Source organism: Mycobacterium sp. 3519A (assembly GCF_900240945.1).
In the GTDB taxonomy this organism is placed as follows: domain Bacteria; phylum Actinomycetota; class Actinomycetes; order Mycobacteriales; family Mycobacteriaceae; genus Mycobacterium.
On record NZ_OESG01000013.1, the window covers coordinates 1767879 to 1793697 of the forward strand.

Sequence of the window (25819 nt, forward strand, 5' to 3'; positions counted from 1 at the left end):
ATGACCACACAGGGCGAACTGGAGACCACTACCGCCCCGTCAAAGCCGAAGACCGGCCCGAACTGGGGCCGCGTCATCGCGCTGCTCGCGTGGCTGGGCTTCCTCGGACTGTTCGCCGCGGTGGGACGTACCGACGTCGATCCGCGGGTGGCCAATCCGAACGTCGAAGGGCGCCCCCGTCCGGTGGGGTTCCTGACGTCGTTCGACCACTGGCAGATCATTCCTCAGGTGGGCGCCGTGATCATCGTCGTGGTGTTCACCGTCGCCTTCATCCGCGGTTGGCGGAAGAACCCGGGCAGTCCGGTGCTGCTGATGGTGCTGTGCACCACGCTGATCGTGTGGCAGGACCCGATCATGAACTGGTCGCCCTACGCGGTGTACAACCCGATGCTGCTGCACTGGCCGGAGAACTGGCCGCTGATCATGATGTCGCCTACCGTCGAACCCTTCATCGTGTTCGGCTACGTCCTGTTCTACTTCGGGCCATACTTTCCCGGCATCTGGATCCTGCGCAAGTTGCAGGCCAAACGCGGGCCCGAAGCGTTCGTCTCCCGCCACCCGCTGATCAGTTTGGGCGCGCTGGTGCTGGTGATCGGCTTCATCTTCGACGCCATCCTGGAAGTCAGCCTGGTGCGCACCGGGCTGTACATCTATTCGCAGACGATTCCGTTCGGAACCTTGTTCCCGGGCAGCACCTTCCAATTCCCGTTGATCTGGGAGTCGCTCTCGGTGACCTTCGTGATGATCCCGGCCGCCATCCTCGTCTACCGCGACGACACGGGAAAGTCGGTGGCGGAGAAGCTTGCCGCGAAAGCCAAGTTGTTCCCGACGAAGCCGGTGTTCGGCACCTTCCTGGTGATGTTCGCGATCATCAACGTGTCGTACTTCGCCTACGGCGGTTGGTTCTGGGCGATCAAGGCCAGCGGCCTGGCGACCTCGGTCGCATGCCCGTGGCCCTATCCGGAGGCCAAAGTGTATGACCCGCAGGGCTATTACCGGGCGAATGGAGCCGAGGGGCCGTACTCGGTGGGCAAATGGGCCACCTGGCAGCAGGGCCCGTTCCGCAACACCGACGTGGAAGTCGGTTCGAAGAGCAATCGCTGCGCCAGCGAAGGCACCAATGGCTGACGGTCGTACCGTCGTCATCACCGGCGCGTCACGTGGCCTCGGCTTCGCGTCCGCTTGCCACTTGTACAGGCAGGGGTGGCGCGTCGTCGCCGCGATGCGGTCCGTCGATGCGGGCATGGAGCGTCTGCGTGAGGCGATCGGCGCCGGCACCGGTGACCCACGGCTGATCGGGGTTGCGCTCGACCTCACCGATTCCGCATCGGTCACCGCGGCCGCCAAGACGATCGACGAGTCGATCGGCGCGCCCTACGCGCTGGTGCACAATGCAGGCATCTCGGCGGCCGGGATGCTCGAGGAGACTCCGCTGAGCGTGTGGGAACGCATGTTCGCGACGAACATCTTCGGCCCGGTCGCGCTGACCAGAGCACTTCTGCCGGGTTTGCGGGAGGCGGGCCGCGGCCGTATCGTGCTCATCTCGAGCGCTGCCGGTGTGCGCGGAATGCCTGCCACCGCACCCTATTCCGCGGTCAAGGGCGCGCTCGAACGCTGGGGCGAAGCGATGGCAGGCGAAGTCGCCCCGTTCGGTATCGGTGTCACCGTCCTGGTCACCGGCACCTACGACACCGAGATCATCACCGATGCAGGCACCACGGACACCCGTGAACTGGACGGCCCGTACGCCGCTCATCACCGCACCATGGACAAGCGCGGTCGGGCGATGATGAAACGCGCCGCCAAATCACCGGACGAATTCGCCGCGGGCCTCGCCAAGGCCCTCGACGACAAGGCGCCCTATGCCAAGCACGCGGTCGGCGTTGATGCGCGAATGCTGTTGGTCGCCAATCGGTTGTTGCCGAGTTCCGGTCTGCATCACATGACGCGGTTACTGATGGGGATTCCGCGCTTCGGCGCGCTGCGAGGAAGCGAGAAGCATGTCTGACGTCGCATTCGAGACCAAGATGATGATCGACGGCAAGCTCGTCGACGGTGAGGCGGGCACCTTCACCAACATCAACCCGGCGACCGAAGAGGTGCTCGGTGAGGTCGCCGACGCGTCGAAGGCCGATATGCACCGCGCCATCGACGCCGCCCGCCGCGCGTTCGACGAGACCGACTGGTCGACCAACCACGCGTTCCGGCAGCGCTGTCTGCTGCAACTGCACGACGCCATCGAGGCCGAGAAGGAACAGTTGCGTGAGGAACTCATCCTCGAGGTGGGCTGCCCACGCGCGGTCACCTACGGCCCGCAGTTGGACGCCCCGCTGGCGGACGGGCTGAGGTATCCGGCCCGGCTCATCGACGAATACCCTTGGGAGACCTCACTTGGCGACACGGTGGTGTCGCTCACCGGGGTGAACACCACGCGCAAGGTCTGGCGCGAACCCGTCGGTGTGGTCGGTGCGATCGTGCCGTGGAACTTCCCGTTCGAGGTCACCATCCAGAAACTCGGGCAGGCACTCGGGACAGGCAACACCGTCGTGTTGAAACCGGCGCCGAACACGCCGTACAACGCGACCAGGTTGGGCCGGTTGATCGCCGAGCAGACCGATATCCCTGCGGGCGTGGTGAATGTGGTGACCGCGTCGGACCATTTCGTCGGCGAAGAGTTGACGTTGTCGCCGAAAGTGGACCTGATCTCGTTCACCGGGTCGACCGTCGTCGGCAAGCGGATCATGGAAAAAGGCGCGGCGACCATGAAGCGCCTGTTCCTCGAATTGGGCGGTAAATCGGCAACGATCGTCCTGGAAGACGCCGACTTCGCGATGGGCTGCATGATCGGCATCGGGGCCTGCATGCACGCGGGCCAAGGCTGCGCGATGCCCACCAGGATGCTGCTGCCGCGGTCACGCTACGACGAAGGTGTCGAGATCCTGAAGGGCATCTACCAGGGCATCGCCCCCGGCGACCCGCAGGACCCCGCGGTGATCTGCGGGCCGGTCATTTCTGACAAGCAGCGCAGTCGAATTCGGGGCTACATCGCCAAGGGCGTCGAGGAAGGCGCCAAACTCGTCGTCGGCGGGGCGGAGACGCCGGACGGCATGGACAAGGGCTACTTCGTCAAGCCGACGCTGTTCGTCGACGTCGACAACTCGATGACCATCGCGCAGGAGGAGATCTTCGGTCCGGTGCTCGTCGTGATCCCGTACACCGACGAGGACGACGCCGTGCGAATCGCGAACGACAGCCAGTACGGGCTGGCAGGCAACGTCATGGCGGGAACCCTCGATCGCGCGCTGGCCGTCGCAAAACGGTTGCGCGCCGGGTTCATCGGTCTCAACGGCACCGCCGGATACGGCGCCGACACGCCGTTCGGTGGTTACAAGGCAAGCGGTGTCGGGCGCCAGAACGGTGTCGCCGGGTTCGACCAGTACACCGAAGTCAAGTCCGTCGCTTACCCCGCTCAGTGAAGGAGTAGTTCGTGCAGTTGTTCGATGATCTCGAGGACTTCGGAGAATTCGACGATTTCGTGTCCGGCGATGTGCGGGATCCGTACACCGAGCTTGCCCGACTGCGGCGCGAGGAACCCGTGCAGAAGATCGAGATCCCCGGCATCCCCGGCCAGGAGGGCAAGCCGATCTTCATGGTGTACCGCTACGAGGAAGCCCAGCAGATGCTGCGGGACAACGAGACGTTCTCGTCGTCGATCATCATCCAGGCGTTCGGCGATGTCTTCGGTAAGCACGTGATGCTCGGCATGGACGAACCCGAGCACGGCAGGCACCGGGCGCTGGTGTCGAAGGCGTTCTCGCAGAAGGCGTTGGCGCGCTGGGAGGACGACCTGGTCGGCAAGGTGGGCAACGCGCTCATCGACCGCTTCGTCGACCGCGGTAGCGCAGATCTGGTGAAAGAGTTCAACTTTCCCTATCCCACGCTGATCATCGCAGGCCTGCTTGGCCTGCCGCAGGAGGACTACGCGCAGTTCCAGAAGTGGTCGATTTCGCTGCTGTCGTTCACCGTCAACGCCGAGCGGGGGCGGCAGGCATCGCAGGCACTGGCGGAATATTTCACGCCGATCCTGGCGGCGCGCCGTGAGGATCCGCGCGACGATCTGATCAGCGGGCTGGCCGCGGCCGAGATCGACGGGGAGAAGCTGTCCGACGAGGAGATCTTCTCGTTCTTGCGGCTGCTGCTGCCCGCCGGCGTCGAAACCACCTACCGGGCGCTGGGCAACCTGTTGTTCGGGCTGCTGTCCAGCCCCGATCAGCTCGCCGCGGTCCGCGCCGACCGGTCGCTGTTGCCGCAGGCGATCGAGGAGGCGGTGCGGTGGGAGCCGCCGCTGATCATGATCACCCGGGTAGCCACCAGGGACACCGAACTCGGCGGGGTGAAGATCCCGGAGGGCTGTTCGGTGATGCCGGTGCTGGGCGCCGCCAACCGGCAGGACGAGCGTTACGCCGACCCGGACAAGTTCGACATCTTCCGTGACGTCAAACCGAATATCGGTTGGGGACACGGTGTTCACGTCTGCCTCGGCATGCACCTGGCACGGCTGGAGATGCGGGTGGCGCTGAACCTGCTGCTCGACCGTCTGCCGAACATGCGGCTCGATCCCGCGGGCGACGATCCCTACATCCGCGGTCAGGCATTCCGCTCGCCGACATCGGTGCCCATCCTGTTCGACCCAGTCCCCGCGCGAGCAGACGCAAAACTGCCCTGAAAGCGGGAAATTCAGGCAGGTTTGCGTCTGCTCGCGCAAGAAGGAGAGTGCTTCGTGACCGACTTCGACACCGTCGATTTCTTCACCGATGAGTCCCTCGTCGGCGACCCGTACCCGTACTTCGACCACCTGCGGTCGAAATGCCCTGTCACACAGGCGACACCGTTCAACGTCCTGACGGTCACCGGCTACGACGAGGCGCTGGCGGTCTACAAGGATCCGGCGTTCTCGTCGTGCGTGTCGGTGGCGGGCCCGTTCTCCGGCATGCCATTCGGACCTGGCGAGAGCGACGACGTCACCGAGCTGATCGAGCAGCACCGGGCGAACGTCCCGATGGCCGAACACATCACGTCGCAGGACCCGCCTCTGCACACCAGGACGCGCGGTCTGCTGAACAAGCTGATCACGCCCAAGCGCCTCAAGGAGAACGAGGACTTCATGTGGCGGCTGGCCGATCAGCAGCTCGACACCTTCATCGACCGGGGGTCGTGTGAGTTCCTCGAGGATTACGCGAAACCGTTCTCCCTCCTGGTGATCGCGGATCTGCTCGGCGTGCCGGCCGAGGACCACGAGGAGTTCCGCGCTGTGTTCGCAGGTGAACTCGTGGGCCAACTCGGTGAAGAGGCGCCGACGACGCACAACCCCCTGCAGTGGCTGAACGAGAGGTTCTACGGCTACATCGAGGAGCGTCGGCGCGAACCGCGGGCGGACGTGCTGACCGAACTCGCGCAGGCCAAACACGAAGACGGGTCGACCCCCGACATCGAGGACGTGATGAACCTGTCGACGTTCCTGTTCGCCGCGGGCACCGAGACGACCACCAAGCTGGTCAGTTCGGCGGTGCGGATCATCGCTGAGAATCCCGACTTCGAGAAGACGTTGCGCGAGGACCGCGGCCGGATTCCGGCGTTCCTCGAAGAGACGCTGCGGGTGGAAAGCCCTGTCAAATCACACTTCCGGATGGCGCGCACCACCACCACAGTGGGCGACGTCGAGGTGCCTGCGGGCAGCACCGTCATGGTGCTGCCGGGCGCGTGCAATCGCGACGAGCGAAAGTTCGCCGATCCCAACGTGTTCAACCCGGACCGGCCGAACGTGCGCGAGCAGATCGCGTTCATCCGCGGTGTGCACTCCTGTCCGGGCGCCCCGCTGGCGCGCGCAGAAGGCCGGATCTCGCTGAACCGGATTCTCGACCGGATGGCCGACATCACGGTCTCCGAGGAGCATCACGGCCCGGCCGACGACCGTCGCTACACCTACGAGCCGACGTTCATCATGCGCGGGCTCGCCGAACTACACATCACGTTCACACCGGTCACCTAGGCCGGCGAGCAGACGCAAAATGTCCCGACACGCCGACGAAAAAGGACACTTTGCGTCTGCTCGCGAGGGAACGCGAGAGAGGAAATCCAGCACATGACCGGACGACTCGAGGGGAAGGTCGCGTTCATCACGGGTGCGGCGCGGGGCCAGGGCCGCGCGCACGCGATCGCGATGGCCAAAGAGGGCGCCGACATCATCGCCGTCGACATCTGTCGCGACATTCCGTCCAACCCGTATCCGTTGGCGACGCCCGACGACCTCGCGGAAACCGAGCGTTCGGTGAAAGAGGTCGGGCGCCGCGTGGTGGCCAGAATCGCCGACGTGCGCGAGCGCCACGAGTTGCGTGACGCCGTCGAGGCGGGACTCGCCGACCTCGGCAAAATCGACATCGTGCTGGCGAACGCCGGCATCCTGCCGATGGCCATGGGGCGGCCGCATGACGCGATGTCATTCGTCGACGCCAGCGACGTCGACCTGCTCGGCGTGATGAACACCGTCGCGGTCACCATCCCGCATCTGCCCGACGGGGCGTCGGTCATCATCACCGGTTCGACCGCAGGAATGATCCGCGGCACCACCGACAACCCGAACATGGGTCCCGGCGGCCGGGGTTACGGCTGGAGCAAACGGGTGCTGATCGAATACGTCGAAGAGATGTCGATGGCGTTGGCCGACAGGATGATTCGGGTCAACGCGATCCACCCGACCAACTGCAACACCCACCTGCTGCAGAACGACGGCATGTACAGCATGTTCCGGCCCGACCTGACCCAGGCGGGTAAGCAGGCCACCCGGGAAGACGCCGAGCCGTTGTTCACGCTCTTCCAGGCGATGCCCATCCCGTACATCGAGCCGCAGGACGTGGCCAACCTCGCGGTGTTCCTGGCCAGCGAGGAGAGCCGGTACGTCACGGGTCAGCAGATTCGCGTCGACGGCGGGTCACTTCTCAAGTGGCCCAACGGGCCTGGGGGATAGCCGCCCGCTCAGTCGGGGCGGTGCAGGAACCCGTACAGCGTCGCCTGGACGAGTTCGTCGACGATCGCCTTGCGTGACGGCTGCTTGGCGCCGAAGAACGTCGACCGCATCGCCACCATGCCGACGATCATCGCCACGGTGGAGTGCGCGGGCAGGTCCGGGTGGCTCGAGTGCATCCCGCGAATCTGCATGCCCTCCGCGCTGATCCGGCTGAGCACGGTGAGCGCCCGCCGGATGTCGGCGATGCCCGCGCTCTCGATCTCCTCGTCGCTGAGACTGTCGGATGCGACGAGGGTCAGCAGTAGGCCGCGATGCTCGACGAGCACGTCGTAGAGTCGGCCGACGAACTGACGCGCCAATTCCTCCTCATCGGTTTCCTCGGGGACGACCGCCTGCCACGTCTGCCCGAACTCGTCGACGAAGGTCGTGAACGGCAGCACCAGGGCCTCGCGGAACAGTCCTGCCTTCGAGCCGAAGTGCCGGAACAGCAGGTATTCGCTGACGCCGGCCGCCTCGGCGATCTCCCGTGTGGTGGTGCTGCGGTAGTCAAGACGCGCGAAGAGCTCGCGGGCGGCGTCGAGCAGCAGTCTGCGCGGCTCGCCGCGGGGCCTGCGGGCCTGCGAACGTCGCGGGGGCATGGACATTGACGATAGCCGTCGCGCTTGACCTGGCACTTAGAATAGTGTGCACTATTAGACGCCGGATGGCCGGAAGGAACGTCGTGGGTCAACTCATCATGCTCGGCGCCCTGTTCGGGCTGATCGGGCTGATCTTCGCTGCGGTCATCTATTTCGACCCCGAAGCGCGGGGTGGCGACGACCGGTGAACACCGAGTTGACGCCGCTGCTGGCGGCGGCCGTCACCTTCGGGTGGCTCAGCGGCATCGTCTTCGTCGTCGCAGGGATCTATCTGAGCGTTCGGCGTGGCCGCCTGCACCCACTGCTGCTGCTGTGCATCTCGGCGATCTCGTTCTCCTGGATCGAGGCGCCGTATGACTGGGCGATGTACGCACAGTTTCCGCCCGCGCTGCCGCGCATGCCGTCGTGGTGGCCGCTGAACATGACGTGGGGCGGGCTGCCCTCATCGGTGCCGTTGGGCTACATCGGCTACTTCTGCATTCCAGCGGTCGTCGGCGCGGCGTTGGGGCGTCGGCTCAGCGCGCGATTCCACTGGCGTAGGCCGATCACCCTGCTGATCGTGGGCCTGCTCGTCGGCTTCTGCTGGGCGCTGCTGTTCAACGGCGGCCTCGGGGCGCGACTCGGAGTCTTCTACTACGCCTACGTGATTCCCGGTCTGGGACTCTTCGAGGGCACCCTGCACCAGTACCCGATCTACGACGCGATAGCGATGGGCATCCAGATGATGGTGTTCACGTATCTGCTGGGCAGGACGGACTCCCAGGGCCGCAACGTCATCGAGATGTGGTCCGACAGGGTCGGCAAGACCAGGGTCCGGTCGTCGATCCTGTCGGTCGTCGCCGTGATCGTCATCGGAAACCTGCTCTACGCCGCTGTTTTCGCGCCACATCTGGTGACAAAACAGCTGGGTTTGGTGACCTCAGGGCCGGATGTGCAACTGTTCCCCGGGGTGCCGAACCAGCCGCGCTGAGCCGTCAGGGCCGAACGTGAGCTTGTGATTGATATTTCGCGAAAAACTCGAACACAACTTCACGTTCGACGCCGCGGAGATGTGACGGCGGCCGCGATCGCCGCCGCAGAGCGGTCGATGTCCTCGTCAGTGGTTGCCCAGTTCGAGATCGACACGCGCAGAACATATTCGCCGTTCCAGGTGGTGCCGCCGAGCCAGCACGTCCCGTCACGCTGAACCGCGGCGACGGCGGCACGGTTGGCGTCGTCGCGGCCGGGCAGTCGGACCAGCACCTGATTGAGCACCACGTCGTTGAGCACCGCTGCGCCGGGAACAGCGGCCAGCAGGCCGGCCATTCGACGGGCCTGCGCACAGTTGCGCTCCACCATCTCCGCGATGCCCGCGCGTCCCAACGAGCGGATCGCCGCGTAGATAGGGATCGCCCTGGCACGACGCGAACTCTCCGGCACGAAATTGGTGCCGTCACGCTGGCCCGGATCGGCGACGAGGTAGGGCCCCGCCAGGCTCATCGCGGCCACGTGCGCGTCCTGATCCGCGACGATCGCCATCGCGCTGTCGTAGGGCACGTTGAGCCACTTGTGCGCGTCGACGGCCCATGAGTCGGCGCGCTCGACGCCGACGGTCAGCGGCCTGACGGCCGGCGCGGCGGCGGCCCACAGGCCGAACGCGCCGTCGATGTGCAGCCACGCGCCCTGTTCGGCGCACGCGTCGGCGATCGGCCCGAACGCGTCGAACGCGCCGGTGGCCACATTGCCTGCCTGTGCGCACACGATCGTCGGTACGTCGTTGGCCGCCAATGCTTTTGCCAACGCCTCCGGATCCATCCGGCCCTGCTCGTCGGCGGGTAGCCGGATCGCGGTGTCGGCACCCAAACCCAGCAGGCGCAGCGCCGTGTAGATGGTCGCGTGCGCCTGCTCACCGCACAGCACGCGGACGGCCGGTGCGCCAATCAGCCCGTCGCGCTCCACATCCCAACCGTGCCGGGACAGGACGGCGTTGCGCGCGGCGGCCAGACACGTCGTGTTCGCGCCCTGCCCACCGGTGACGAATCCGACGCTGGCAGTGCCGGGGAGTCCGAGCAACTCGAGCGTCCACGCCGACGTGATCTCCTCGATGGCGGCGGCGGCAGGCGACAGCGAATGGAATGCGGCGTTCTGGTCCCAGGCCGACGCCAGCCAGTCGGCGGCCAACGCGGCGGGCAGTGTGCCGCCGATGACGAACCCGAAATGTCGCGGACCCGCGGTCGCCACCAGGCCCGGTTCCGCGCCGACAGCCAGCGCGTCGATGACCGCGTCAGGGTCCTCGCCGCGGTCCGGCAGCGGTCCGCCGAGACGGTCGCGGACGGCCGACGCGTCGGCACTGGCGGCCACCGGTCGGTCGTCGAGTGTGCTCAGGAACGACTCCGCGTGTGCTGCGGCGGCGCGGAGGCCGGCGGTGCGGTCGGGCATGGGCAAAACCTACCCCGCACCGATGTATAGCCCGGAATATGTAGTTTGACGGTGCCTTCAATTTCCGGAAGCGCGACGGAACACTGGTCATCCAGGGTGGGAACTCCAGATCTGTTGCCACACAGAACTATTGGCGACAAGTGCACGGGACGCCCGAGCATGTCGAGATCGCCAACGAGCCGGCGGGCTACCTGTGAATTTGCTGTCAGGCACTTCGGATTGCCGCTATATAGGGCACATGATATAGATACCGTGTGCAACAACAGCCTGGTCAGGCAGACGCCGGCGATTGCGTCGGCGAGCTGTTGGATCAGGCGATGGATCTCACCGCGCGATTTCTCAGCGACCGCGCCGAGTTGAGCGCATCGGCGGCATTCGTGTTGAACAGGGTCTGTCGGGAAGGCCCGGTACGGCTCACCGCCCTCGCAGCCAGGGAAGGCGTCAGCCAGCCGTCGATGACACAGCTGGTCCAGCGGCTCGAAAAGCTGGGGCTGGTGGCCAGGCTCGCGGATCCCGACGACGGGCGCGCCGCGCTCATCGGAATAACCGAGGACGGTCAGGCGCTGCTGACTGATCGGAAGCAATTGCGCCGTGAGCGCCTCAAGGCGTTGATGGCGACGCTCACCCCGGAAGAGGAGTCTGCTTTGTGGCTTGCCGCCCGCGTAGCGCTTCCCACGCTGCACCGGCTGGCCGCTAACGCGGGCTGTCCGGCAGACGATGCTGCGGTGGACTCGGCGGCCACACGAAAGGTGTTCGGGTGAAGGTTGTTCCGGCCGGGCGCGTGCTGAAACGCGCGTGGCTCCCGATACTCCTGATCGTGGTGCTGGCCGTGTCGGGGCTGGTCGTGTCGCGGCTGCACAAGATGTTCGCGTCGCAGGATCTGAACGCCGGCGCGGGCGCTGGTATCGAGATCGTCCAGTTCAACCCGAAGATCATGGTCTACGACGTCTACGGCTCACCCGGAACGACCGCCCAGATCAGTTATTTCGACCCGGACGCGAACGTGCACACGATCACCGCGTCGCTGCCGTGGTCCGTCACGCTCTCGACCACGTTGCCGACGGTCAGCGCCAATCTGATGGCACGCACCGACGGCGACCAGATTGGATGCCGCGTCACCGTGAATGGAGTCGTCCGTGAGGAGCAGTCCGCCGATGGCATCAACGCCCAGACGTACTGTCTGGTGAAGTCCGCATGACCGGCCTGACAACCAGGCACGAGAAGCGGCCAGTGCTCGCGCACAGCCTGCGGGTCCTGGCGGTGCCGATCATCCTGTTCTGGGTCGTGGTCGCCGTCCTGGTGAACGTGCTTGCGCCGCAACTGGAAATCGTCGGCGAGCTGCACTCGGCGCCGATGGCTCCGGAAGACGCGCCGTCGATGGTCGCGATGAAACGGATGGGCGCCAACTTCAAGGAGTTCGACTCCAACAGCACCATCATGGTGGTGGTCGAGGGGCAGAAGCCGCTCGGTCCGGATGCGCACGCCTACTACGACGAGATCATCCGCAAGCTGCGCCAGGATCCCGTGCACATCCAGCACATTCAGGATTTCTGGGGCGACACCCTGACCGCGGCCGGCGCGCAAAGCGCCGACGGCAAGGCCTCCTACGTAATGCTCAACCTCGCCGGCGAGCAGGGCCAAACCCTGGCCAACGAAGGTGTGGAAGCCGTCCGCAAGGTCATCGAGGAGACGAAAGCGCCGCCGGGAGTACAGGCTTACGTCGCGGGCCCGGCAGCGCTGACCGACGACCTGCACGTGATCGGCAACGCCAGCCTTGCGCAGATCACGTTGTTCACGTTGGTCGCGATCGCGTTGATGCTGCTGATCGTCTACCGGTCGATCGTCACCACGCTGATCCAGCTGTTCCTGACGTTCATCGGGCTGCTGACCGCTCGTGGCGTGATCTCCGTGCTCGCCATGCACGGCGCATTCGGGCTGACGACGTTCGCGGGAAACATATTGACGATGCTGGCGATTGCCGCGGCGACCGACTACGGCATCTTCATCTTCGGACGTTATCGCGAGGCGCGGGCCTCCGGTCTCGACCGGGAAGACGCGTACTACACCACATTCAAATCCGTCGCACCCGTCATCGTGGGTTCGGGCCTGACCATCGCCGGGGCAACGTACTGCCTGAGTTTCGCGCGGTTGCCGTATTTTTCGACGATGGGGGCGCCCGTCGCGATCGGCATGGTCGTGGTGGTGGCGTCGGCGGTCACCTTAGGGCCTGCGGTGCTGTTCCTCGGCAGCCGCGTCGGTCTGTACGAATGGAAACGCCCGCCGAAGGGCCGATTCTGGCGACGCGTCGGCACCATCGTGGTGCGTTGGCCCGCACCGGTGCTGGTGGCCAGCGGCTTCGTGGTGCTGATCGGGTTGGTCGCCGTCCCGGGTTACAAGCCGGCGTACAACGACCGCTATTACCTGCCCGCCGACGCCCCGACCAACATCGGATTCGCCGCAGCCGACCGGCATTTCACCGAAGCGCGGATGAACCCCGACATTCTGATGGTCGAAGCCGACCACGATATGCGCAACCCGGCCGACATGCTGGTGTTGAACAAGATCGCCAGCAATGTGATGCACACCGAAGGCATCGCGATGGTGCAGAGCATCACCCGGCCGTTGGGAATCCCGATCCAGCACAGCTCGATTCCGTTCCAGACGAGCATCTCGGGACAGACCAACAACATGAACCTGCCGTTCCAGCGGCAACAGTTGGCCGATCAGCTCAGGACGATCGACGAGACGAACAAATCGATCGCCATTCTCGAGCAGCAGTACCAGCTCTCGCTCGAGCAGACCAGGCTCACCCAGGACTCGGCGGCCAAATCGCAAGACCTGCTTGCCACTACCGAGAAATTGCGCGACAACATCGCCAACTTCGACGACCAGTTCCGGCCGATCCGCAACTACTTCTACTGGGAACCGCACTGTTTCGACATCCCGTTGTGCGCCGCGACCAGGTCGCTGTTCGAATCCCTCGACGGGATCGACGAAGTGACCGACCAGACGGGTGCGGTGCAGGTCAACACCGACCAACTCGCGGACCTCGCACCGAAACTGACTGCGCTGCTTCCGCAGACGATCGCCTCGATGAAGGCCAGCAGGGACCTGTCGTTGGCGTCGTACAACTCGCAGAAGGCCCTGCTCGACCAGTTGGAGGCCTCCAACGACACCGCGCTGGCGATGGGCCAGGCCTTCGACGGGGCGAAGAACGACGACCTGTTCTTCCTGCCACCCGAGGCGTTCGACAACCCGGACTTCAAACGCGGTCTGGTGATGTTCCTTGCGCCGGACGGCAAGTCGGCGCGGATGTTCATCACGCACGAGAGCGATCCCGCGACCGTCGACGGCATCAAACGGGTGGAAGGCGAGCGCAAATCCGCCCAAGAGGCGCTGAAGATGTCGTCGTTGTCGAACGCGAAGATCTATCTCGGTGGCGTGGCCGCCACGTACAAGGACATGGCCGACGGCGCCAGGTACGACTTGATGATCGCGGTGGTGTCCTCGCTGACGCTGATCTTCATGATCATGCTGATCCTGACCCGAAGCGCGGTGGCGGCACTCGTGATCGTCGGCACCGCAGCCAGTTCCATCGCCGCGTCCTTCGGCATCTCGGTGCTGCTCTGGCAGGACCTGTTCGGCATCCAGGTGCAGTGGCTGGTGATGCTGATGTCGGTCATCATCCTGTTGGCTGTCGGGTCGGACTACAACCTGTTGCTGGTGTCGCGGTTCAAAGACGAGATCCACGCGGGCCTGAAGACCGGCATCATCCGCTCGATGGCGGGCACCGGTGGTGTGGTCACGTCGGCGGGTCTGGTGTTCGCGGCCACCATGGCGGCGATGATGGGCAGCAAGCTGATCGTGTTGGCGCAGATGGGTTCGACCATCGCCATCGGTCTGCTGGTCGACACGTTCGTCGTCCGCTCGTTCTTGATGCCGTCGATCGCGACGCTGCTGGGCCGGTGGTTCTGGTGGCCGCAGGTGGTGTACCCGCGCGGCGACTACCACTTCCTGCCGCCGCAGCCGCGACGCACGGCCAAGGACGATCCGGACACCGTGGCGCTGCCGGCGCAGGGTTAGCCGAGGCGTTCGGTGATGGCGGCCGCTACGGCCAACAGACGGTCGTCCTCACCGTGTGGCAGCGAGGCCATCAACCCGACGGTGGATCGCCCGTCGGGTCCGGACAGCGGCAGGCTGATGCTGCACATACCCAGGTAGCTCGTCACCATGGTGGTCCGCAGGGTGCTCGCATTGCGGGCGTCGTAGCGGTCGTTCGAGCCGAGCACCTCGTCGAGTCGCGGCGGTTCATGACGCACGGTCGGGCAGAGCAGGACAGCGCCTGCGAGTTCGGCACTGAACAACCGACGCAGTGACGTCATCCCCGAGCGGACCGCGGTCACCGTTGTCGAGGTGGCGGCGTTTTGCGCGAGTCGGCGCCTGGTCGCCGACGAAAGCTCGGCGGCGATGCGGCCGTAGTTCGCGTATGCGTCCGCGCCGACGATGGTGCCGTGCGCGTCCATGAGTCGTTGGGCCTCTGAGAGGCTCGTCAGCGGCGCGGTGTCGATGGCGAATCCGTTGTCGCGCAACACGTCGACGGCGGCGTCGAACGATTGTCGTACGCCGGTGGCGCATTCGTCGACCCATTCGCCGGCAGGTACGACGGCGCGCATCTGGGCGTGCCCGATGTCGTTACGCGGCGCTACGGCAAGCAGTCGATCCAGCGCCGCAACGCGCTCGACCGTATCGGCCAGGATCCCGACACAGTCCAGCGTTGGGGACAGCGGCACGAAATCGTGGGGGCCGTACCGATGTTTACTCGCCCGGAACCCCACGCAACCGCAGAACGCTGCCGGCACTCGAACCGACCCGGACGTATCGGTGCCGACCGCGAGCGGAACCACGCCTGCCGCAACGGTCACCGCCGCGCCCGCCGAGGAGCCACCAGGTACCAGCGCCGCGTCGTTGGGGTTGAGCGGCGTGCCGAAGTGCTCGTTGACACCGAGGCCGGAGAATGCGAACTCGCTCAGGTTGGTTTTCCCGACGCAGACCAGGCCGAGGTCGCGTCCGCGTCGCACCAACCTGCTGTCCCGTGCCGCAACCGGGTGGGCGCGGCGGGACGCGGATCCGGCCGTGGTGACGGTGCCCTCGACGTCGAACACGTCCTTCCATGTGATCGGCACGCCATCCAAATCGCTTCGGGCGCAGCGGTAGTGATCGCTGGTCGCGGCGTCGGCGCGGGCGCGTTCGGCGGTGACCATGATCATGGCCGAGCGCACGGCAGGATCGCGCGACCGCAGCAATGCTTGCTCGCAGCGCTCTTCCGCCGTCGTCATCGCGGCAGCTCGTCGGCGAGCAGCGTGCCCGCGACCGCCGCGCTTGGCGCCGGAGCGGACGTCTCGGACAGGGAGCGTCCGCGGGTCTCTTCGCCGAGCAACACGGTCACCGCGAGGCCGACGATGTTCACGCCTGCGAGCAACCACATCACCCCGGGTAGGCCGCTTCCTGTCAACACCATCGGCAGCACAAATGTACTCACCGCGGATCCGACACGGCTGATCGCGACCACGGTGCCGGTCGCGGTGGCGCGAACGGCCGTCGGGAACAGCTCGTTGGGATAGATGATCTCGATGAAATTGCATGCGCCGGAGGTGATTGCGTACACGGCAAGCGCCGCGAACAGCACGCCGGCGGGTGCGCCGGGAACGACGGCCATCAGGGTGAACGCCGCGCTCATGACCACGAAGGTCCAGATCAGCAGGGGCTTGCGGCCGATCTTGTCGACGAGCAGGAGGCCGGGGATCCCGCCGACCAGGAACAGCGCGCTGATGATCAACTCGGCCAGGTAGATGTTGTCGTGACCGATGCCGATTTCGCCGATGATGTCCGGGCCGAACGTGTAGATCGCGAACAGCGGTATGACATGTGCGGTGAAAAACACTCCGACAAAGACGACGCGGCGTAGATAGGTGCCCCGAAAGATCGTCGCGTAGCGCGTCGGCGCCTGTTCGTCGGGGAGGTCGGCGATGCTGGCCGACGGGCCCCAAACACGTTGACATACCTGCTGTGCTTCCGCTGTTCTGCCCTTGCTCAGCAGCCACCGCGGCGACTCCGGCGTGCCCGCGCGCATCAACAGGGTGATGATGCCGAACACCGCTGGGCTTGCGAGCATCCACCGCCACGCGCCGGGTCCCAGTGCGCAGAGCGCCCACCCGACTGCTGCCGCCGCGGCGGCGCCGCCCGCCCACACCACGAACAACGAGCCCAGCAGCCGGCCGCGGTATCTGCTGGGAATGAACTCGGCCAGCAGCGAACTGGCGATCGGATAGTCGGCGCCGATGGCAACTCCGAGCAGGAACCGCAACACCACCAGTTGCCACGCCTCGGCGGCGAAAGCCGACAGAACCGAAACGATCACCAACGCGGACAGATCAGCGACATACATGACCTTGCGGCCCACCCGGTCGGTGACGTAGCCGAAGACAAGTCCTCCGATGAAGATGCCCACCAGCGCCGCGGCGCCGATCAGCCCCACATCGACTGTGCCGAGCGCCAATTGAGGCTTCATCGTGACCAGCGCGATCCCGATGATGGTCAGGGCGTAACCGTCCAGGAATGGACCGCCCGCGGAGAAGAACGTCAAACGTTTGTGGAATCCGGTGAGGGGGCTGTCGTCGATCAACGAGGTGCTCGCCATGATGGCTCCTATCGGTTGGGCAACGGACTGATACGAGCGAACTGGGCCGCTATCCGGCCAAGCGGATCCACCAACGCGACGTCGATGCGACCGTCTTGTCCCAGGACGCGGCGTGCGACGTGGAATGCCAGGACTTCGCCGACGACCAGCCGGTCGGTGCCGGGCTGAGATGTGCTGTGCAGACGGCATTCCAGGCTGATCGGCGCTTCGGCGACACGGCAGGGTCGGACGCGCCGGGATGCGACGGCGGTGAGGCCGGCGAGCGCGAACTCGTCGACATCCGCGTCGAACGACTCACTGGTCAGATCTACGGCGGTGGCCTGTGCCGACGGGGCGATGTTGACGACGAACTCGCCGGTGGCCTCGATGTTGGCAGCGCTGTCCTTCAGCACGCCGCCGTCGAGGTACTCGAGGCTGAGCAGCACCATCGGCGGCTCGGAGGAGACCACGGTGAAGAAGCTGAACGGGGCGAGGTTGTTCACGCCGTCGGCGCTCACCGTCGAGGTCCATGCGATGGGTCGCGGGACAACGCTGGCTTTCAGCAGGCCGAAGGCCTTAGCCGCGGTGACGTCACGGGCGTCGAGGTAGAGCTCGTCAAGGGGCATGGCGGTCTTTCGACGTGGGGTTGTGACCGCGAACACTATGGCGTCCGAAACGCTGCGGAAATAGAGAAACGCCCATCGAATTGCCCATCTCGATGTAGGAAGCTCCATTGCCTCGGTCTGCCGCGCTCCGTTGAATACAGGGCATGGAGATGACGAACAGCACCAACGGCCGGACCGTGGTACCGGCGAGCGAGGGCCGCGCGGTAGCCCTGCGCGCAGGTCAACAGGTCCGCGTGGTCGACGTCGAGGGCGGACAGGTCGGCGATGTCTTCGCGTTCGCCGCCGACGCTCCCGCCGAGCATCTCAGCGCCTCGCACACCCGCACCCATACGAGTCGACTCTTTCCACGCATCGGGGAAGGGTTCGTGACCAATCTGCGCAGGCCCATCCTCACGCTGGTCGACGACACCTCACCAGGCGTGCATGACATGTTGATCGCGGCGTGCGATCCGCAACGCTACGCGGGTCTCGGCGCGCCGGGACACGCCTCGTGTGCGGACAACCTGCGAACTGCGCTGGCGGACATCGGGTTACACACCGACGTCGTTCCGCAGCCTGTCAATGTCTTCATGGCCATCCCGGTGGCGGCGGACGGCGCGCTGAACTGGTTGCCTGCCGCCAGCCGGCCAGGGGACGCGATCACCTTCGCCGCCGCGATGGACTGCGTATTCGTTCTCTCGGCATGCCCACAAGACCTCAACACCATCAACGGTGCGCATCCAACTGCAATGGAGATCGAGATCCTATGAAAACCACTGCCACTCAAACACATTCCGCCCTCTCGGCGTACCGGATCGGGCACCTGCAGCTGACCAATCGGTTGGCGGTGGCGCCGATGACCCGCGTCTCGGCGGCGCCCGGCGGCACACCGACCGCCGAGATGGCGCAGTACTACCGCGAATTCGCCGTCGGCGGGTTCGGCCTCGTCATCAGCGAGGGTACATACACAGACATCGCCCATAGCCAGGGCTATCTGAATCAGCCGGGCCTGGCCACCGATCGGCACATCGGCGGGTGGCGCACGGTCACCGAGGCGGTGCACGCGGCGGGCACCCCGATTATCGCCCAGCTCATGCACGCCGGGGCGCTCTCCCAAGGGAATCCGTATTCGACGGAAACGATTGCTCCGTCAGCCGTGGTGCCGACCGGACAGATGCTCGAGGAGTACGGGGGAGCGGGGCGGTGGCCGCTTCCGCGTGAAATGACCGCAACCGACATCGATTCGGTCGCCAGCGGGTTTGCAGCCGCGGCGCAACGGGCGCAGTCGGCGGGGTTCGACGGCGTGGAGGTGCACGCCGCCAACGGATACCTGCTCGACCAGTTCCTGACGCTGTACACGAACACGAGAACCGATTCGTACGGCGGCAACCTGGCGAACCGGCTTCGGTTGACGGCGCGCATCGTGGCCGAGATCCGCCGCCGAACCGGCCGTGACTTCGTGACCGGGGTGCGGCTGTCGCAGACCAAGGTCAACGACGTGAGCTACCGGTGGCCCGGCGGCGCCGACGACGCGCGGGAGATATTCTCGACGGTCGCCGAAGCCGGTGCCGATTATCTCCACATCGCCAGTGAGGGACGGAATTTCATCGACACCGCCCGCTTCCCCGACGGGCGCACCATCACCGCGGTGGCCAGGCAGGCGACCGGGCTACCGGTGATCGCCAACGGCGGTATGCACGCCCTCGAGCAGGCCGCCGAGGTGCTCGACGGCGGCCACGCTGACGTGCTTTCGATCGGGCGCGGCGCGTTGGCGAACCCCGATCTGCCCAACCGGATGGCCAACGGGCTCCCGTTCGACGAGTTCGACCACGCGATGCTCACGCCGATGGCCACCATCTCGAACGTGCGGGCCTGGCGCGCCGGACGCTGACTAGCCGAGGGCGTCGGCCTCCAGGGCCAGGAAGAGGTCGACCCGGTCTTCGAGTCTGGTGACGTCGCGTCCGGTGAGATCAGCGATTCGACTGACCCTGTTACGCAACGTATTCACGTGAATGTAGAGCTCGGCGGCGGTGCTGGACCAGTGGCCGTCGTTCGCCATGAAGGTACGCAACGTGCGTTCGAGTTCGGACGCGTTCTGCTCGTCGTGCGCTCGCAGCGGGCCGAGGACGTCGTCTGCGAAGCGGCGCAACACCCCTCGGTCGTGCAGCCCGAGCAGCATGCGGTGAGTGCTGACATCTGCGAACGTGGCGACGCGTGATTCCCGTGACGGGTGCCGCCGCAGCGCGTGGCACGCCTCCCGCGATCGGATGAGTGGTTCGCGAAGCGCGCCGGAGTTGGCCGCGGGTTCGCCGACACCGATGACGGTGCGATCGCCCGGATAGCGTTTTGCGAGCACGCCGACGAGTTGCTCGGCCAAGCCGACGACATCGGGCGCCTTGTAGCCGAACACGACCACGGTATCGCGGCTGCCCGCGGCGACCACGGCCGGGATTCCGCGATCAGAGAAGAACCGTTCGATTTCGTCGGTCGAACCCGGCGGACGGATCCGGTCCTGCCCGACGATCAACGTGATGACCGCCAGTTGACCGGACGGATCAATCCCGAAGGCGCGCAACCGCTCAGGCACTTCCGCGGCACGCGCTCCGCCTGACAGGATCATCTCCAGCAGCTCGCTGGAGAACCGCGACTCGATGGCTTGCAGCGCTTGTTGTTTCGCGACCTCCATGCTAAGGAAGCGGGCCGCCTGTTCGAGCGCTTCACGCTCGGTCGGGCGGAGCTGGTTGTACGGCCGCAGGCAGAACAGACCAGCGTCGATGTCACCCATCGCACCCTCGACCAGGAACAGGCAGGCCGCGCCTGCCGAGGGCAACTCGAGCTCCAGCGGAGGTGGTCGGCGTGCGAGCGCGTCGGAAGCGACCCGAAGTTGGTCGGCGTCGACGTGCGCCACGGTGCCCGCCAGGCGACGCCCCATCCGGTCGGTCACCAGCAGCGGCAGATCATGGTCGCGCCGCAACACCTCGATGACGCCGTCGGCGCCGCCGCCGCGAGATATCGACGTCGCGAGCGCGTTGCCGCGGCGAACCAGCCCGACGAGGGCCTCCTGGCGCGCTTCACCCTGAATCTTGGCCGCCGCCTGAGTGATCGCGGTGAAGGGCACAGTGATCGACACCGACGCAAGCGGAAGATCGGCGGCCTTGCAGGCGTCGACGAGATCTGTTGGGACGGTAGGGGTTTGCTCGGTCAAACCGAAGATGACACCGGCGGCACGGGCCCGCAACAGTGACGTGACAAATGAGTCGGCATCGACGGTGCTCCGCCACAAACCGTTGGTGAGAACCAACTCGGTTTCCCGGATGTACGGCGACGGGTCGGGAAGCTCGGTGTTGTGCAGCCACAACACCTCTTTCTGCGCGGCGTCGGACGACCCCGGTACCAGCAGGGTCAGCTCGAGGGTTTCGTCGCTGATCAGCGCCGCCAAGCTCAGCATCGGCGCACTGTCTTTGCGAAGTAGACCCGCCGAAACCCGTCCTCGACGCCGCGGCCCGTTTCCCGATAGCCGTGGCGCGGATAGAACGTGAGGTTCTCGGTCATCGCCTCGTTGGTGTACAACCGCACCTCCGGCCGCCCTAGTTCGGCGGCGTCGCGTTCGGCGCGGTCGAGCAGCAGCTTGCCGTAGCCGCTGCCCTGGGCACCCGGCGCCACGGCGATCATCTCCAGCAACAGGTGGTCGCCGCGGTCTTCGGTCACGAGTGCACCGACAACGGCGCCGTCGTCTTCGAGCGCCCACACCCGCGCCGTGTCGAGAACCGCGGCGTAGTCGGTGGTCATCGGTGCCGGCGTCCTGCCGATGCGCTCGACGTACTTGACGTACGCGTCGGCGATCAGTTGTGCAACGGCCGCCATGTCGGCCGCGGTGGCTCGCCGTATCGACGTCCCACTCATGCGCGTCAGCATAGGGTGGACCCGTGCGCTCAACGCCGAAGTGCTGGCTCACCGACATGGACGGCGTGCTCGTCCGCGAAGAACACGCCCTTCCCGGCGCCGCCGAGTTCTTGCAGCGCCTGGTCGAGCGGGAGCGGCCGTTTCTCGTCCTCACCAACAACTCGATCTTCACGCCGCGCGACCTGTCCGCCCGGCTGAAGCGCTCCGGGCTGACGGTGCCCGAGGAGTCGATCTGGACCTCCGGCCTGGCCACCGCGGCGTTTCTCGACGCCCAACAGCCGGGCGGGTCGGCCTACGTGATCGGCGAGGCCGGGCTCACCACTCCGCTGCACCAGGTGGGCTACACGCTGACCGACATCGAACCCGACTACGTCGTGCTCGGCGAGACGCGGACGTACTCCTTCACCGCGATCACCAAGGCGATCCGGCTGGTCCTCGGCGGCGCGCGGTTCATCGCCACGAACCCCGACGTCACCGGGCCGTCCACAGAGGGGCCGCTGCCCGCCACCGGTTCGGTGGCCGCGATGATCACCAAGGCCACCGGCCGCGAGCCGTACTTCGTCGGCAAGCCGAACCCGATGATGTTCCGCAGCGCGCTCAACCGCATCGAGGCGCACTCCGAGAGCACCATGATGATCGGCGACCGGATGGACACCGACGTCGTCGCCGGAATCGAAGCTGGCCTGGACACGATCCTGGTGCTCACCGGATCGACCACCGTCGCCGACATCGAGCGCTATCCGTTCCGGCCCGGTCGGGTGCTGGACTCGATCGCCGACTGCATCGAACTGGTTTGATACCCGTCGAACTCGCGCCCGAGGTGCATGCGTCGTTGCGTGCCATGCCCGACCGCGGCACGGCGCTGCCCCGATCTCACAAAGGGGTGCTCAAGAATTCGATCGCCGGCGCGGTGCGGCGACTGTTCGACGGCACCCTGCCCGCGGGCGTCCGGCCGTGGGACCTGCCCGCGCTGCAGCGGCGGGCAGCCGAACTGGGTGAGGTGTCGGCCGCGCGTGCGGTCTCCGTCGACGAGAACGCGTTGGTCGCTGAATTGCTGCCTGCCGGTCAGCGGATCGTGTTGCGCGGCGTCGACGACGGCTGGCGGCTGGTGCGGTTCGTCGACGGCGATGACGTCAGCCTCCGGCCCGAAACCACGTTGCGCGTCGACCTGTGCGGTTCGGCTCCCGATTCGGTGCTCATCGCGATGGGTGTCAACAAGCCGGCCGACGTCGGACTGGAAGTGGTGTCCGAATACCTGGGCCAGGGGGAGACCGAGACGCGGCATCGCTACCAATGGACCGACGGCGGCAGGTCGATCCTGGCCGAAGAGATCAAGAACGAGATTTACGACGGCGCCACACCTTCGACGTCCTATGTTCGGGGAGTGATCGTGGAAGGCGACCGCGGCGTGCTCCTGACGGGCAGGGGTGACACCGCCGTGCTGATCGAGGGCTGACGTCGTGGCCGATATCGAACTGATCGGAGTGCCGTTCGACGGTTACGGGCGGCCCGGTCATCAGGCGCGCGCAGCCCAGGCGCTGCGTGCGGCGGGGCTTCGCGACGCCTTCGACCACCACCATGTCATCGACGACGACGACCTCGTGCTGCCCGGCCCGGATCCGGCCCGCGGCGAGGCGACCAGCCTGATCAACGAACGCGCGCTGCTCGCCATGACCGATGCCCTCAACCGCAAGGTCTCCGAAGTGGTGAACGCGGGCCGGTTCCCGTTCGTCTACGGCGGCGACTGTTCGACGCTGCTGGGGATCGTGACAGGCCTGCGCGATCACGTCGGCGACGTCGGCCTGGTGTTCATCGACGGCCACGAAGACACCATGCCGCTGGATGTTTCGGAGGACGGCGAAGCGGCCAACGCCGAAATCGGGCTGCTGCTGGGGCTGACCGGTCGGCTGCTCGCCGGTGAACTCGGCGACCGGCTACCCGCACTGCGGCCCGAGCAGTTGGTCATCCTGGGCCCACGCGACGACGACTGGCGACGACAGTTCAACGTCGGCAGTCTCGCGGATTCGGACGTGTGGCTGGCCCCTCTGGCCGAGGTCGCCGACGATCCAGTCGCGGCGGGTCGCCAGGCGATCGCGCAGTTGTCGAACCGCGTCGACAAGTGGTGGCTGCACATCGACCTCGACGTGCTCGATCCCGTCGAGTTCACAGCGCAGGGTTTGCCGGACGTCGACGACGAACCCGGCGGCCTGACCTGGGATCAGCTCACCGACCTGGTCTCGGCGCTGTTCACCGGGTCCGCGCTATGCGTGGGCGGCAGCCTCGCGATCTACGATCCCGACCAGGACCCCGACGGTTCGGGTGCGTCGCAGATCGTGTCGTTCATCCGGAATGTGTTGGTACGCCCGACGATTAGTCCCTAGGAGCCCGGTTGGCTGAGCCGATCGATGAGTATTTCACCACGACCATCTCCGCACTCACCGCACAGGAGCGGTCGCCGGGCGATGTTGCGCGCGCGGACGAAATCCTGAGCCTGTTCGACGCGCAACTCGGCAGCAGGCACCTCGATCTGGCTGCTCGGTGGCTGCGGTCAAAAGGCAAGGGCTACTACACCATCGGCTCGTCGGGGCACGAGGGCAACGCGGCAGTCGCCGCGGCGCTTCGTCCGACCGATCCGGCGTTGCTGCATTACCGCTCCGGTGCTTTCTTCCTGGCCCGTGCCGCTCAGGTCGAGGGGTCGGATCCGTTGCGAGACGTGCTGCTCGGCGTGGTGGCGGCCACCGAGGAACCGATTGCGGGCGGCAGGCACAAGGTGTTCGGCCGCCACGACCTGAACATCATTCCGCAGACCTCGACGATTGCGTCGCACCTGCCGCGGGCAGTCGGCGTCGCGTTCTCCATTGCGAGGACAAGGAAACTCGGCGTCTCCTGCGCGTGGCCCGGCGACGCCGTGACAGTGTGCAGCTTCGGTGACGCCTCGGTGAACCACTCGACCGCGGTCGGAGCCATCAACACCGCACTGCATTCGGCGTATCAAGGGGTGCCGATGCCGCTGCTGTTCGTCGGCGAGGACAACGGCATTGGGATCAGCGTCAAGACACCTCGGCGGTGGATCGAGCACACCTACGGAAACCGCGACGGGCTACAGTATTTCGCCGCCGACGGGTGGGATGTGACGGCGACGCTCGACGCCGCGGCTGCGGCCGCCGCCTGGGCACGCGCCCACCGCCGCCCCGCTTTCCTGCATTTGCGGATGGTGCGGCTGATGGGTCATGCAGGCTCCGACTACGAACCGGCCTACCGCAAGCCCGAGGAGGTGGCCGCTGACTTCGAGCGAGATCCGGTGCTGTGCACCGCGTTGGCTTTGATCGATGCCGGGGTGCTGACGCCGCAGCAGGCGCTCGACCGCTACGAAGCCAAACGGGCCGAGGTGGCCGACATCGCCGGCGAGGTCGCGGACCTGCCCCAGCTCGACAGCGCGGCGGCGGTGATGAAGCCGCTGCAGGACAGCCTCGACGAGGCCGCGGCCGCGTCGCCTGCCTCACTGGTGGCGACGGTGCGCTCAGGTGAGCCGGATGCGCCGCTGACCCTTGCGTTGGCGATAAACCGTGCGCTGCACGACATCCTGGACCGCTATCCGGAGGCGATCATCTTCGGCGAGGACGTCGCCCGTAAGGGCGGGGTGTACGGGGTGACGCGCGGACTTCTCGGCAAGACGAGTTCCGCGCGGGTGTTCGACACGCTCCTCGACGAACAGTCCATCCTCGGCCTCGCGCTGGGCGGCGGGGTGTCAGGGCTGCTGCCGATCCCGGAGATCCAATACCTCGCCTACCTACACAACGCCGCCGACCAGATACGCGGCGAAGGTGCGACGCTGCAATTCTTTTCCAATCGGCAGTACCGCAACCCGATGGTGGTGCGGGTGGCCGGCTACGGATATCAGAAGGGATTCGGCGGGCACTTCCACAACGACGACTCCATCGCGGCGATCCGTGACATCCCCGGTGTGGTCATCGCGTCACCGGCGCGCCCCGACGACGCCGCGGCGATGCTGCACACCTGTGCCGCTGCGGCGAAGGCGGCCGGTGCGGTGTGCGTCTACCTCGAACCGATCGCGCTGTACCACACCAGGGATTTGTATCGAGACGGTGACGACGGATGGCTCGCGCCGTATCCCGAGGCGGGGGTGCCGATCGGCCGCGCCCGCACCTACGGCGACGGCACGGACCTGACGATCCTGACGTTCGGCAACGGGTTGCGGATGAGCCTGCGGGTGGCACGCAAGCTGGACGTGCTGCGCATCCGCGCGAGGGTCGTCGACCTGCGGTGGCTGGCGCCGCTGCCGGTCGGCGACATGATGCGCGAGGCCAACGCCACCGGGCGGGTGCTGATCGTCGACGAGACCCGCGCGGCCGGCGGCGTCGGCGAAGGTGTGCTGGCGACGTTGCTGCAACAGGGCTATGCCGGTGCTGTCGACCGGGTGGCCAGCAAGGACAGCTTCATTCCGTTGGGCGACGCGGCCCTTGAGGTGTTGCTGTCAGAGGACGAAATCGAGGCTGCGGCGGTCAAATTGGCCCGCTAACCGCCACTGTCAATA

The 25819-nt window shown here is 66.2% G+C and carries 23 protein-coding genes; 16 read left to right on the top strand and 7 right to left on the bottom strand.

Annotation, left to right across the window (positions count from 1 at the left end; genetic code table 11):
- The 6 genes from C1A30_RS16440 (at position 1) to C1A30_RS16465 (ending at position 7024) form a co-directional block, all read left to right on the top strand.
- On the top strand, positions 1-1128 hold the full coding sequence (locus tag C1A30_RS16440; protein ID WP_101949274.1) for a spirocyclase AveC family protein: 1128 nt from the start codon (positions 1-3) through the stop codon (positions 1126-1128).
- Positions 1121-2008: an SDR family oxidoreductase gene (locus C1A30_RS16445; protein WP_101949275.1), complete on the top strand. Its 888-nt coding sequence runs from the start codon at positions 1121-1123 to the stop codon at positions 2006-2008. The genes C1A30_RS16440 and C1A30_RS16445 overlap by 8 nt, the downstream gene beginning before the upstream one ends.
- Positions 2001-3476, top strand: a complete 1476-nt coding sequence (locus tag C1A30_RS16450; RefSeq protein ID WP_101949276.1) for an aldehyde dehydrogenase family protein — start codon at positions 2001-2003, stop codon at positions 3474-3476. Before C1A30_RS16445 ends, C1A30_RS16450 begins: the two co-directional genes overlap by 8 nt.
- 11 nt (positions 3477-3487) lie before the next feature.
- Complete coding sequence (locus C1A30_RS16455) at positions 3488-4726, top strand: cytochrome P450 (protein WP_101949277.1); 1239 nt, start codon at positions 3488-3490, stop codon at positions 4724-4726.
- A 54-nt stretch (positions 4727-4780) separates the two neighbouring features.
- Positions 4781-6049 carry a cytochrome P450 gene (locus C1A30_RS16460; protein ID WP_101949278.1) on the top strand — a complete coding sequence of 423 codons (1269 nt, stop codon included), beginning with the start codon at positions 4781-4783 and terminating at the stop codon, positions 6047-6049.
- Positions 6050-6142: 93 nt separating this feature from the next.
- The gene (locus C1A30_RS16465) at positions 6143-7024 is read left to right on the top strand and encodes a mycofactocin-coupled SDR family oxidoreductase (protein ID WP_101949279.1); all 882 of its coding nucleotides are present in this window, start codon (positions 6143-6145) and stop codon (positions 7022-7024) included.
- An 8-nt stretch (positions 7025-7032) separates the two neighbouring features.
- Here C1A30_RS16465 and C1A30_RS16470 read toward each other — a convergent pair whose 3' ends face one another.
- The gene (locus C1A30_RS16470) at positions 7033-7662 is read right to left on the bottom strand and encodes a TetR/AcrR family transcriptional regulator (RefSeq protein ID WP_235009937.1); all 630 of its coding nucleotides are present in this window, start codon (positions 7660-7662) and stop codon (positions 7033-7035) included.
- A gap of 184 nt (positions 7663-7846) precedes the next feature.
- On the opposite strand from C1A30_RS16470, the gene C1A30_RS16475 reads away from it, so the two are divergent.
- Positions 7847-8632 carry a spirocyclase AveC family protein gene (locus C1A30_RS16475; protein WP_101949281.1) on the top strand — a complete coding sequence of 262 codons (786 nt, stop codon included), beginning with the start codon at positions 7847-7849 and terminating at the stop codon, positions 8630-8632.
- A gap of 59 nt (positions 8633-8691) precedes the next feature.
- Here the strand turns inward: C1A30_RS16475 and C1A30_RS16480 are convergent, their stop codons facing one another.
- Positions 8692-10080: a pyridoxal-dependent decarboxylase gene (locus tag C1A30_RS16480; protein ID WP_101949282.1), complete on the bottom strand. Its 1389-nt coding sequence runs from the start codon at positions 10078-10080 to the stop codon at positions 8692-8694.
- Between the two features lie 254 nt (positions 10081-10334).
- On the opposite strand from C1A30_RS16480, the gene C1A30_RS16485 reads away from it, so the two are divergent.
- From C1A30_RS16485 to C1A30_RS16495, 3 genes are read left to right on the top strand one after another with little or no spacing between them, the layout of a single operon-like run.
- Entirely contained in the window at positions 10335-10841 is a 507-nt protein-coding gene (locus C1A30_RS16485) for a MarR family winged helix-turn-helix transcriptional regulator (RefSeq protein WP_235009938.1), read from the top strand.
- Entirely contained in the window at positions 10838-11278 is a 441-nt protein-coding gene (locus C1A30_RS16490; protein WP_200828285.1) for an MmpS family transport accessory protein, read from the top strand. Before C1A30_RS16485 ends, C1A30_RS16490 begins: the two co-directional genes overlap by 4 nt.
- Complete coding sequence (locus C1A30_RS16495) at positions 11275-14163, top strand: RND family transporter (protein ID WP_101949283.1); 2889 nt, start codon at positions 11275-11277, stop codon at positions 14161-14163. Before C1A30_RS16490 ends, C1A30_RS16495 begins: the two co-directional genes overlap by 4 nt.
- On the opposite strand, the gene C1A30_RS16500 is transcribed toward C1A30_RS16495, so the two are convergent.
- The 3 genes from C1A30_RS16500 to C1A30_RS16510 are packed head-to-tail and all read right to left on the bottom strand — an operon-like array spanning position 14160 to position 17382.
- A complete protein-coding gene (locus C1A30_RS16500; RefSeq protein WP_101949284.1) occupies positions 14160-15416 on the bottom strand; it encodes an amidase family protein in 1257 nt (418 codons plus the stop codon). The two genes, C1A30_RS16495 and C1A30_RS16500, sit on opposite strands and share 4 nt — an antisense overlap.
- Positions 15413-16777, bottom strand: coding sequence for an MFS transporter (locus C1A30_RS16505; protein WP_101949285.1), 1365 nt, complete (start codon positions 16775-16777; stop codon positions 15413-15415). The genes C1A30_RS16500 and C1A30_RS16505 overlap by 4 nt, the downstream gene beginning before the upstream one ends.
- 8 nt (positions 16778-16785) lie before the next feature.
- Positions 16786-17382 carry a flavin reductase family protein gene (locus C1A30_RS16510; protein ID WP_101949286.1) on the bottom strand — a complete coding sequence of 199 codons (597 nt, stop codon included), beginning with the start codon at positions 17380-17382 and terminating at the stop codon, positions 16786-16788.
- Between the two features lie 143 nt (positions 17383-17525).
- On the opposite strand from C1A30_RS16510, the gene C1A30_RS16515 reads away from it, so the two are divergent.
- Positions 17526-18131 carry a DUF1989 domain-containing protein gene (locus tag C1A30_RS16515; protein ID WP_101949287.1) on the top strand — a complete coding sequence of 202 codons (606 nt, stop codon included), beginning with the start codon at positions 17526-17528 and terminating at the stop codon, positions 18129-18131.
- Positions 18128-19252 carry an NADH:flavin oxidoreductase gene (locus C1A30_RS16520; protein WP_101949288.1) on the top strand — a complete coding sequence of 375 codons (1125 nt, stop codon included), beginning with the start codon at positions 18128-18130 and terminating at the stop codon, positions 19250-19252. Before C1A30_RS16515 ends, C1A30_RS16520 begins: the two co-directional genes overlap by 4 nt.
- Here the strand turns inward: C1A30_RS16520 and C1A30_RS16525 are convergent, their stop codons facing one another.
- Entirely contained in the window at positions 19253-20809 is a 1557-nt protein-coding gene (locus C1A30_RS16525) for a helix-turn-helix domain-containing protein (RefSeq protein ID WP_101949289.1), read from the bottom strand.
- Positions 20803-21264 (bottom strand): GNAT family N-acetyltransferase, encoded by a 462-nt coding sequence (locus C1A30_RS16530; RefSeq protein ID WP_101950257.1) that lies wholly within the window; start codon positions 21262-21264, stop codon positions 20803-20805. Before C1A30_RS16530 ends, C1A30_RS16525 begins: the two co-directional genes overlap by 7 nt.
- Positions 21265-21287: 23 nt before the next feature.
- Between C1A30_RS16530 and C1A30_RS16535 the strand changes: the two genes are divergently transcribed.
- From C1A30_RS16535 to C1A30_RS16550, 4 genes are read left to right on the top strand one after another with little or no spacing between them, the layout of a single operon-like run.
- A complete protein-coding gene (locus C1A30_RS16535) occupies positions 21288-22061 on the top strand; it encodes an HAD-IIA family hydrolase (protein WP_200828286.1) in 774 nt (257 codons plus the stop codon).
- Positions 22058-22720 carry a hypothetical protein gene (locus tag C1A30_RS16540; RefSeq protein WP_101949290.1) on the top strand — a complete coding sequence of 221 codons (663 nt, stop codon included), beginning with the start codon at positions 22058-22060 and terminating at the stop codon, positions 22718-22720. Before C1A30_RS16535 ends, C1A30_RS16540 begins: the two co-directional genes overlap by 4 nt.
- Before the next feature lie 4 nt (positions 22721-22724).
- A complete protein-coding gene (locus C1A30_RS16545) occupies positions 22725-23645 on the top strand; it encodes an arginase family protein (protein ID WP_101949291.1) in 921 nt (306 codons plus the stop codon).
- A gap of 8 nt (positions 23646-23653) precedes the next feature.
- Entirely contained in the window at positions 23654-25804 is a 2151-nt protein-coding gene (locus tag C1A30_RS16550; RefSeq protein ID WP_101949292.1) for a thiamine pyrophosphate-dependent enzyme, read from the top strand.
- Positions 25805-25819 lie beyond the last annotated feature (15 nt).

What these genes read in the sequence shown, in the direction of transcription:
- C1A30_RS16510 (WP_101949286.1), bottom strand. Translation starts at nt 17,382, where the DNA reads ATGCCCCTTGACGAGCTCTACCTCGACGCCCGTGACGTCACCGCGGCT.
- C1A30_RS16440 (WP_101949274.1), top strand. Translation starts at nt 1, where the DNA reads ATGACCACACAGGGCGAACTGGAGACCACTACCGCCCCGTCAAAGCCG.
- C1A30_RS16480 (WP_101949282.1), bottom strand. Translation starts at nt 10,080, where the DNA reads ATGCCCGACCGCACCGCCGGCCTCCGCGCCGCCGCAGCACACGCGGAG.
- C1A30_RS16530 (WP_101950257.1), bottom strand. Translation starts at nt 21,264, where the DNA reads ATGAGTGGGACGTCGATACGGCGAGCCACCGCGGCCGACATGGCGGCC.
- C1A30_RS16525 (WP_101949289.1), bottom strand. Translation starts at nt 20,809, where the DNA reads ATGCTGAGCTTGGCGGCGCTGATCAGCGACGAAACCCTCGAGCTGACC.
- C1A30_RS16450 (WP_101949276.1), top strand. Translation starts at nt 2,001, where the DNA reads ATGTCTGACGTCGCATTCGAGACCAAGATGATGATCGACGGCAAGCTC.
- C1A30_RS16445 (WP_101949275.1), top strand. Translation starts at nt 1,121, where the DNA reads ATGGCTGACGGTCGTACCGTCGTCATCACCGGCGCGTCACGTGGCCTC.
- C1A30_RS16495 (WP_101949283.1), top strand. Translation starts at nt 11,275, where the DNA reads ATGACCGGCCTGACAACCAGGCACGAGAAGCGGCCAGTGCTCGCGCAC.
- C1A30_RS16500 (WP_101949284.1), bottom strand. Translation starts at nt 15,416, where the DNA reads ATGACGACGGCGGAAGAGCGCTGCGAGCAAGCATTGCTGCGGTCGCGC.
- C1A30_RS16505 (WP_101949285.1), bottom strand. Translation starts at nt 16,777, where the DNA reads ATGGCGAGCACCTCGTTGATCGACGACAGCCCCCTCACCGGATTCCAC.
- C1A30_RS16465 (WP_101949279.1), top strand. Translation starts at nt 6,143, where the DNA reads ATGACCGGACGACTCGAGGGGAAGGTCGCGTTCATCACGGGTGCGGCG.
- C1A30_RS16520 (WP_101949288.1), top strand. Translation starts at nt 18,128, where the DNA reads ATGAAAACCACTGCCACTCAAACACATTCCGCCCTCTCGGCGTACCGG.
- C1A30_RS16515 (WP_101949287.1), top strand. Translation starts at nt 17,526, where the DNA reads ATGGAGATGACGAACAGCACCAACGGCCGGACCGTGGTACCGGCGAGC.
- C1A30_RS16470 (WP_235009937.1), bottom strand. Translation starts at nt 7,662, where the DNA reads ATGCCCCCGCGACGTTCGCAGGCCCGCAGGCCCCGCGGCGAGCCGCGC.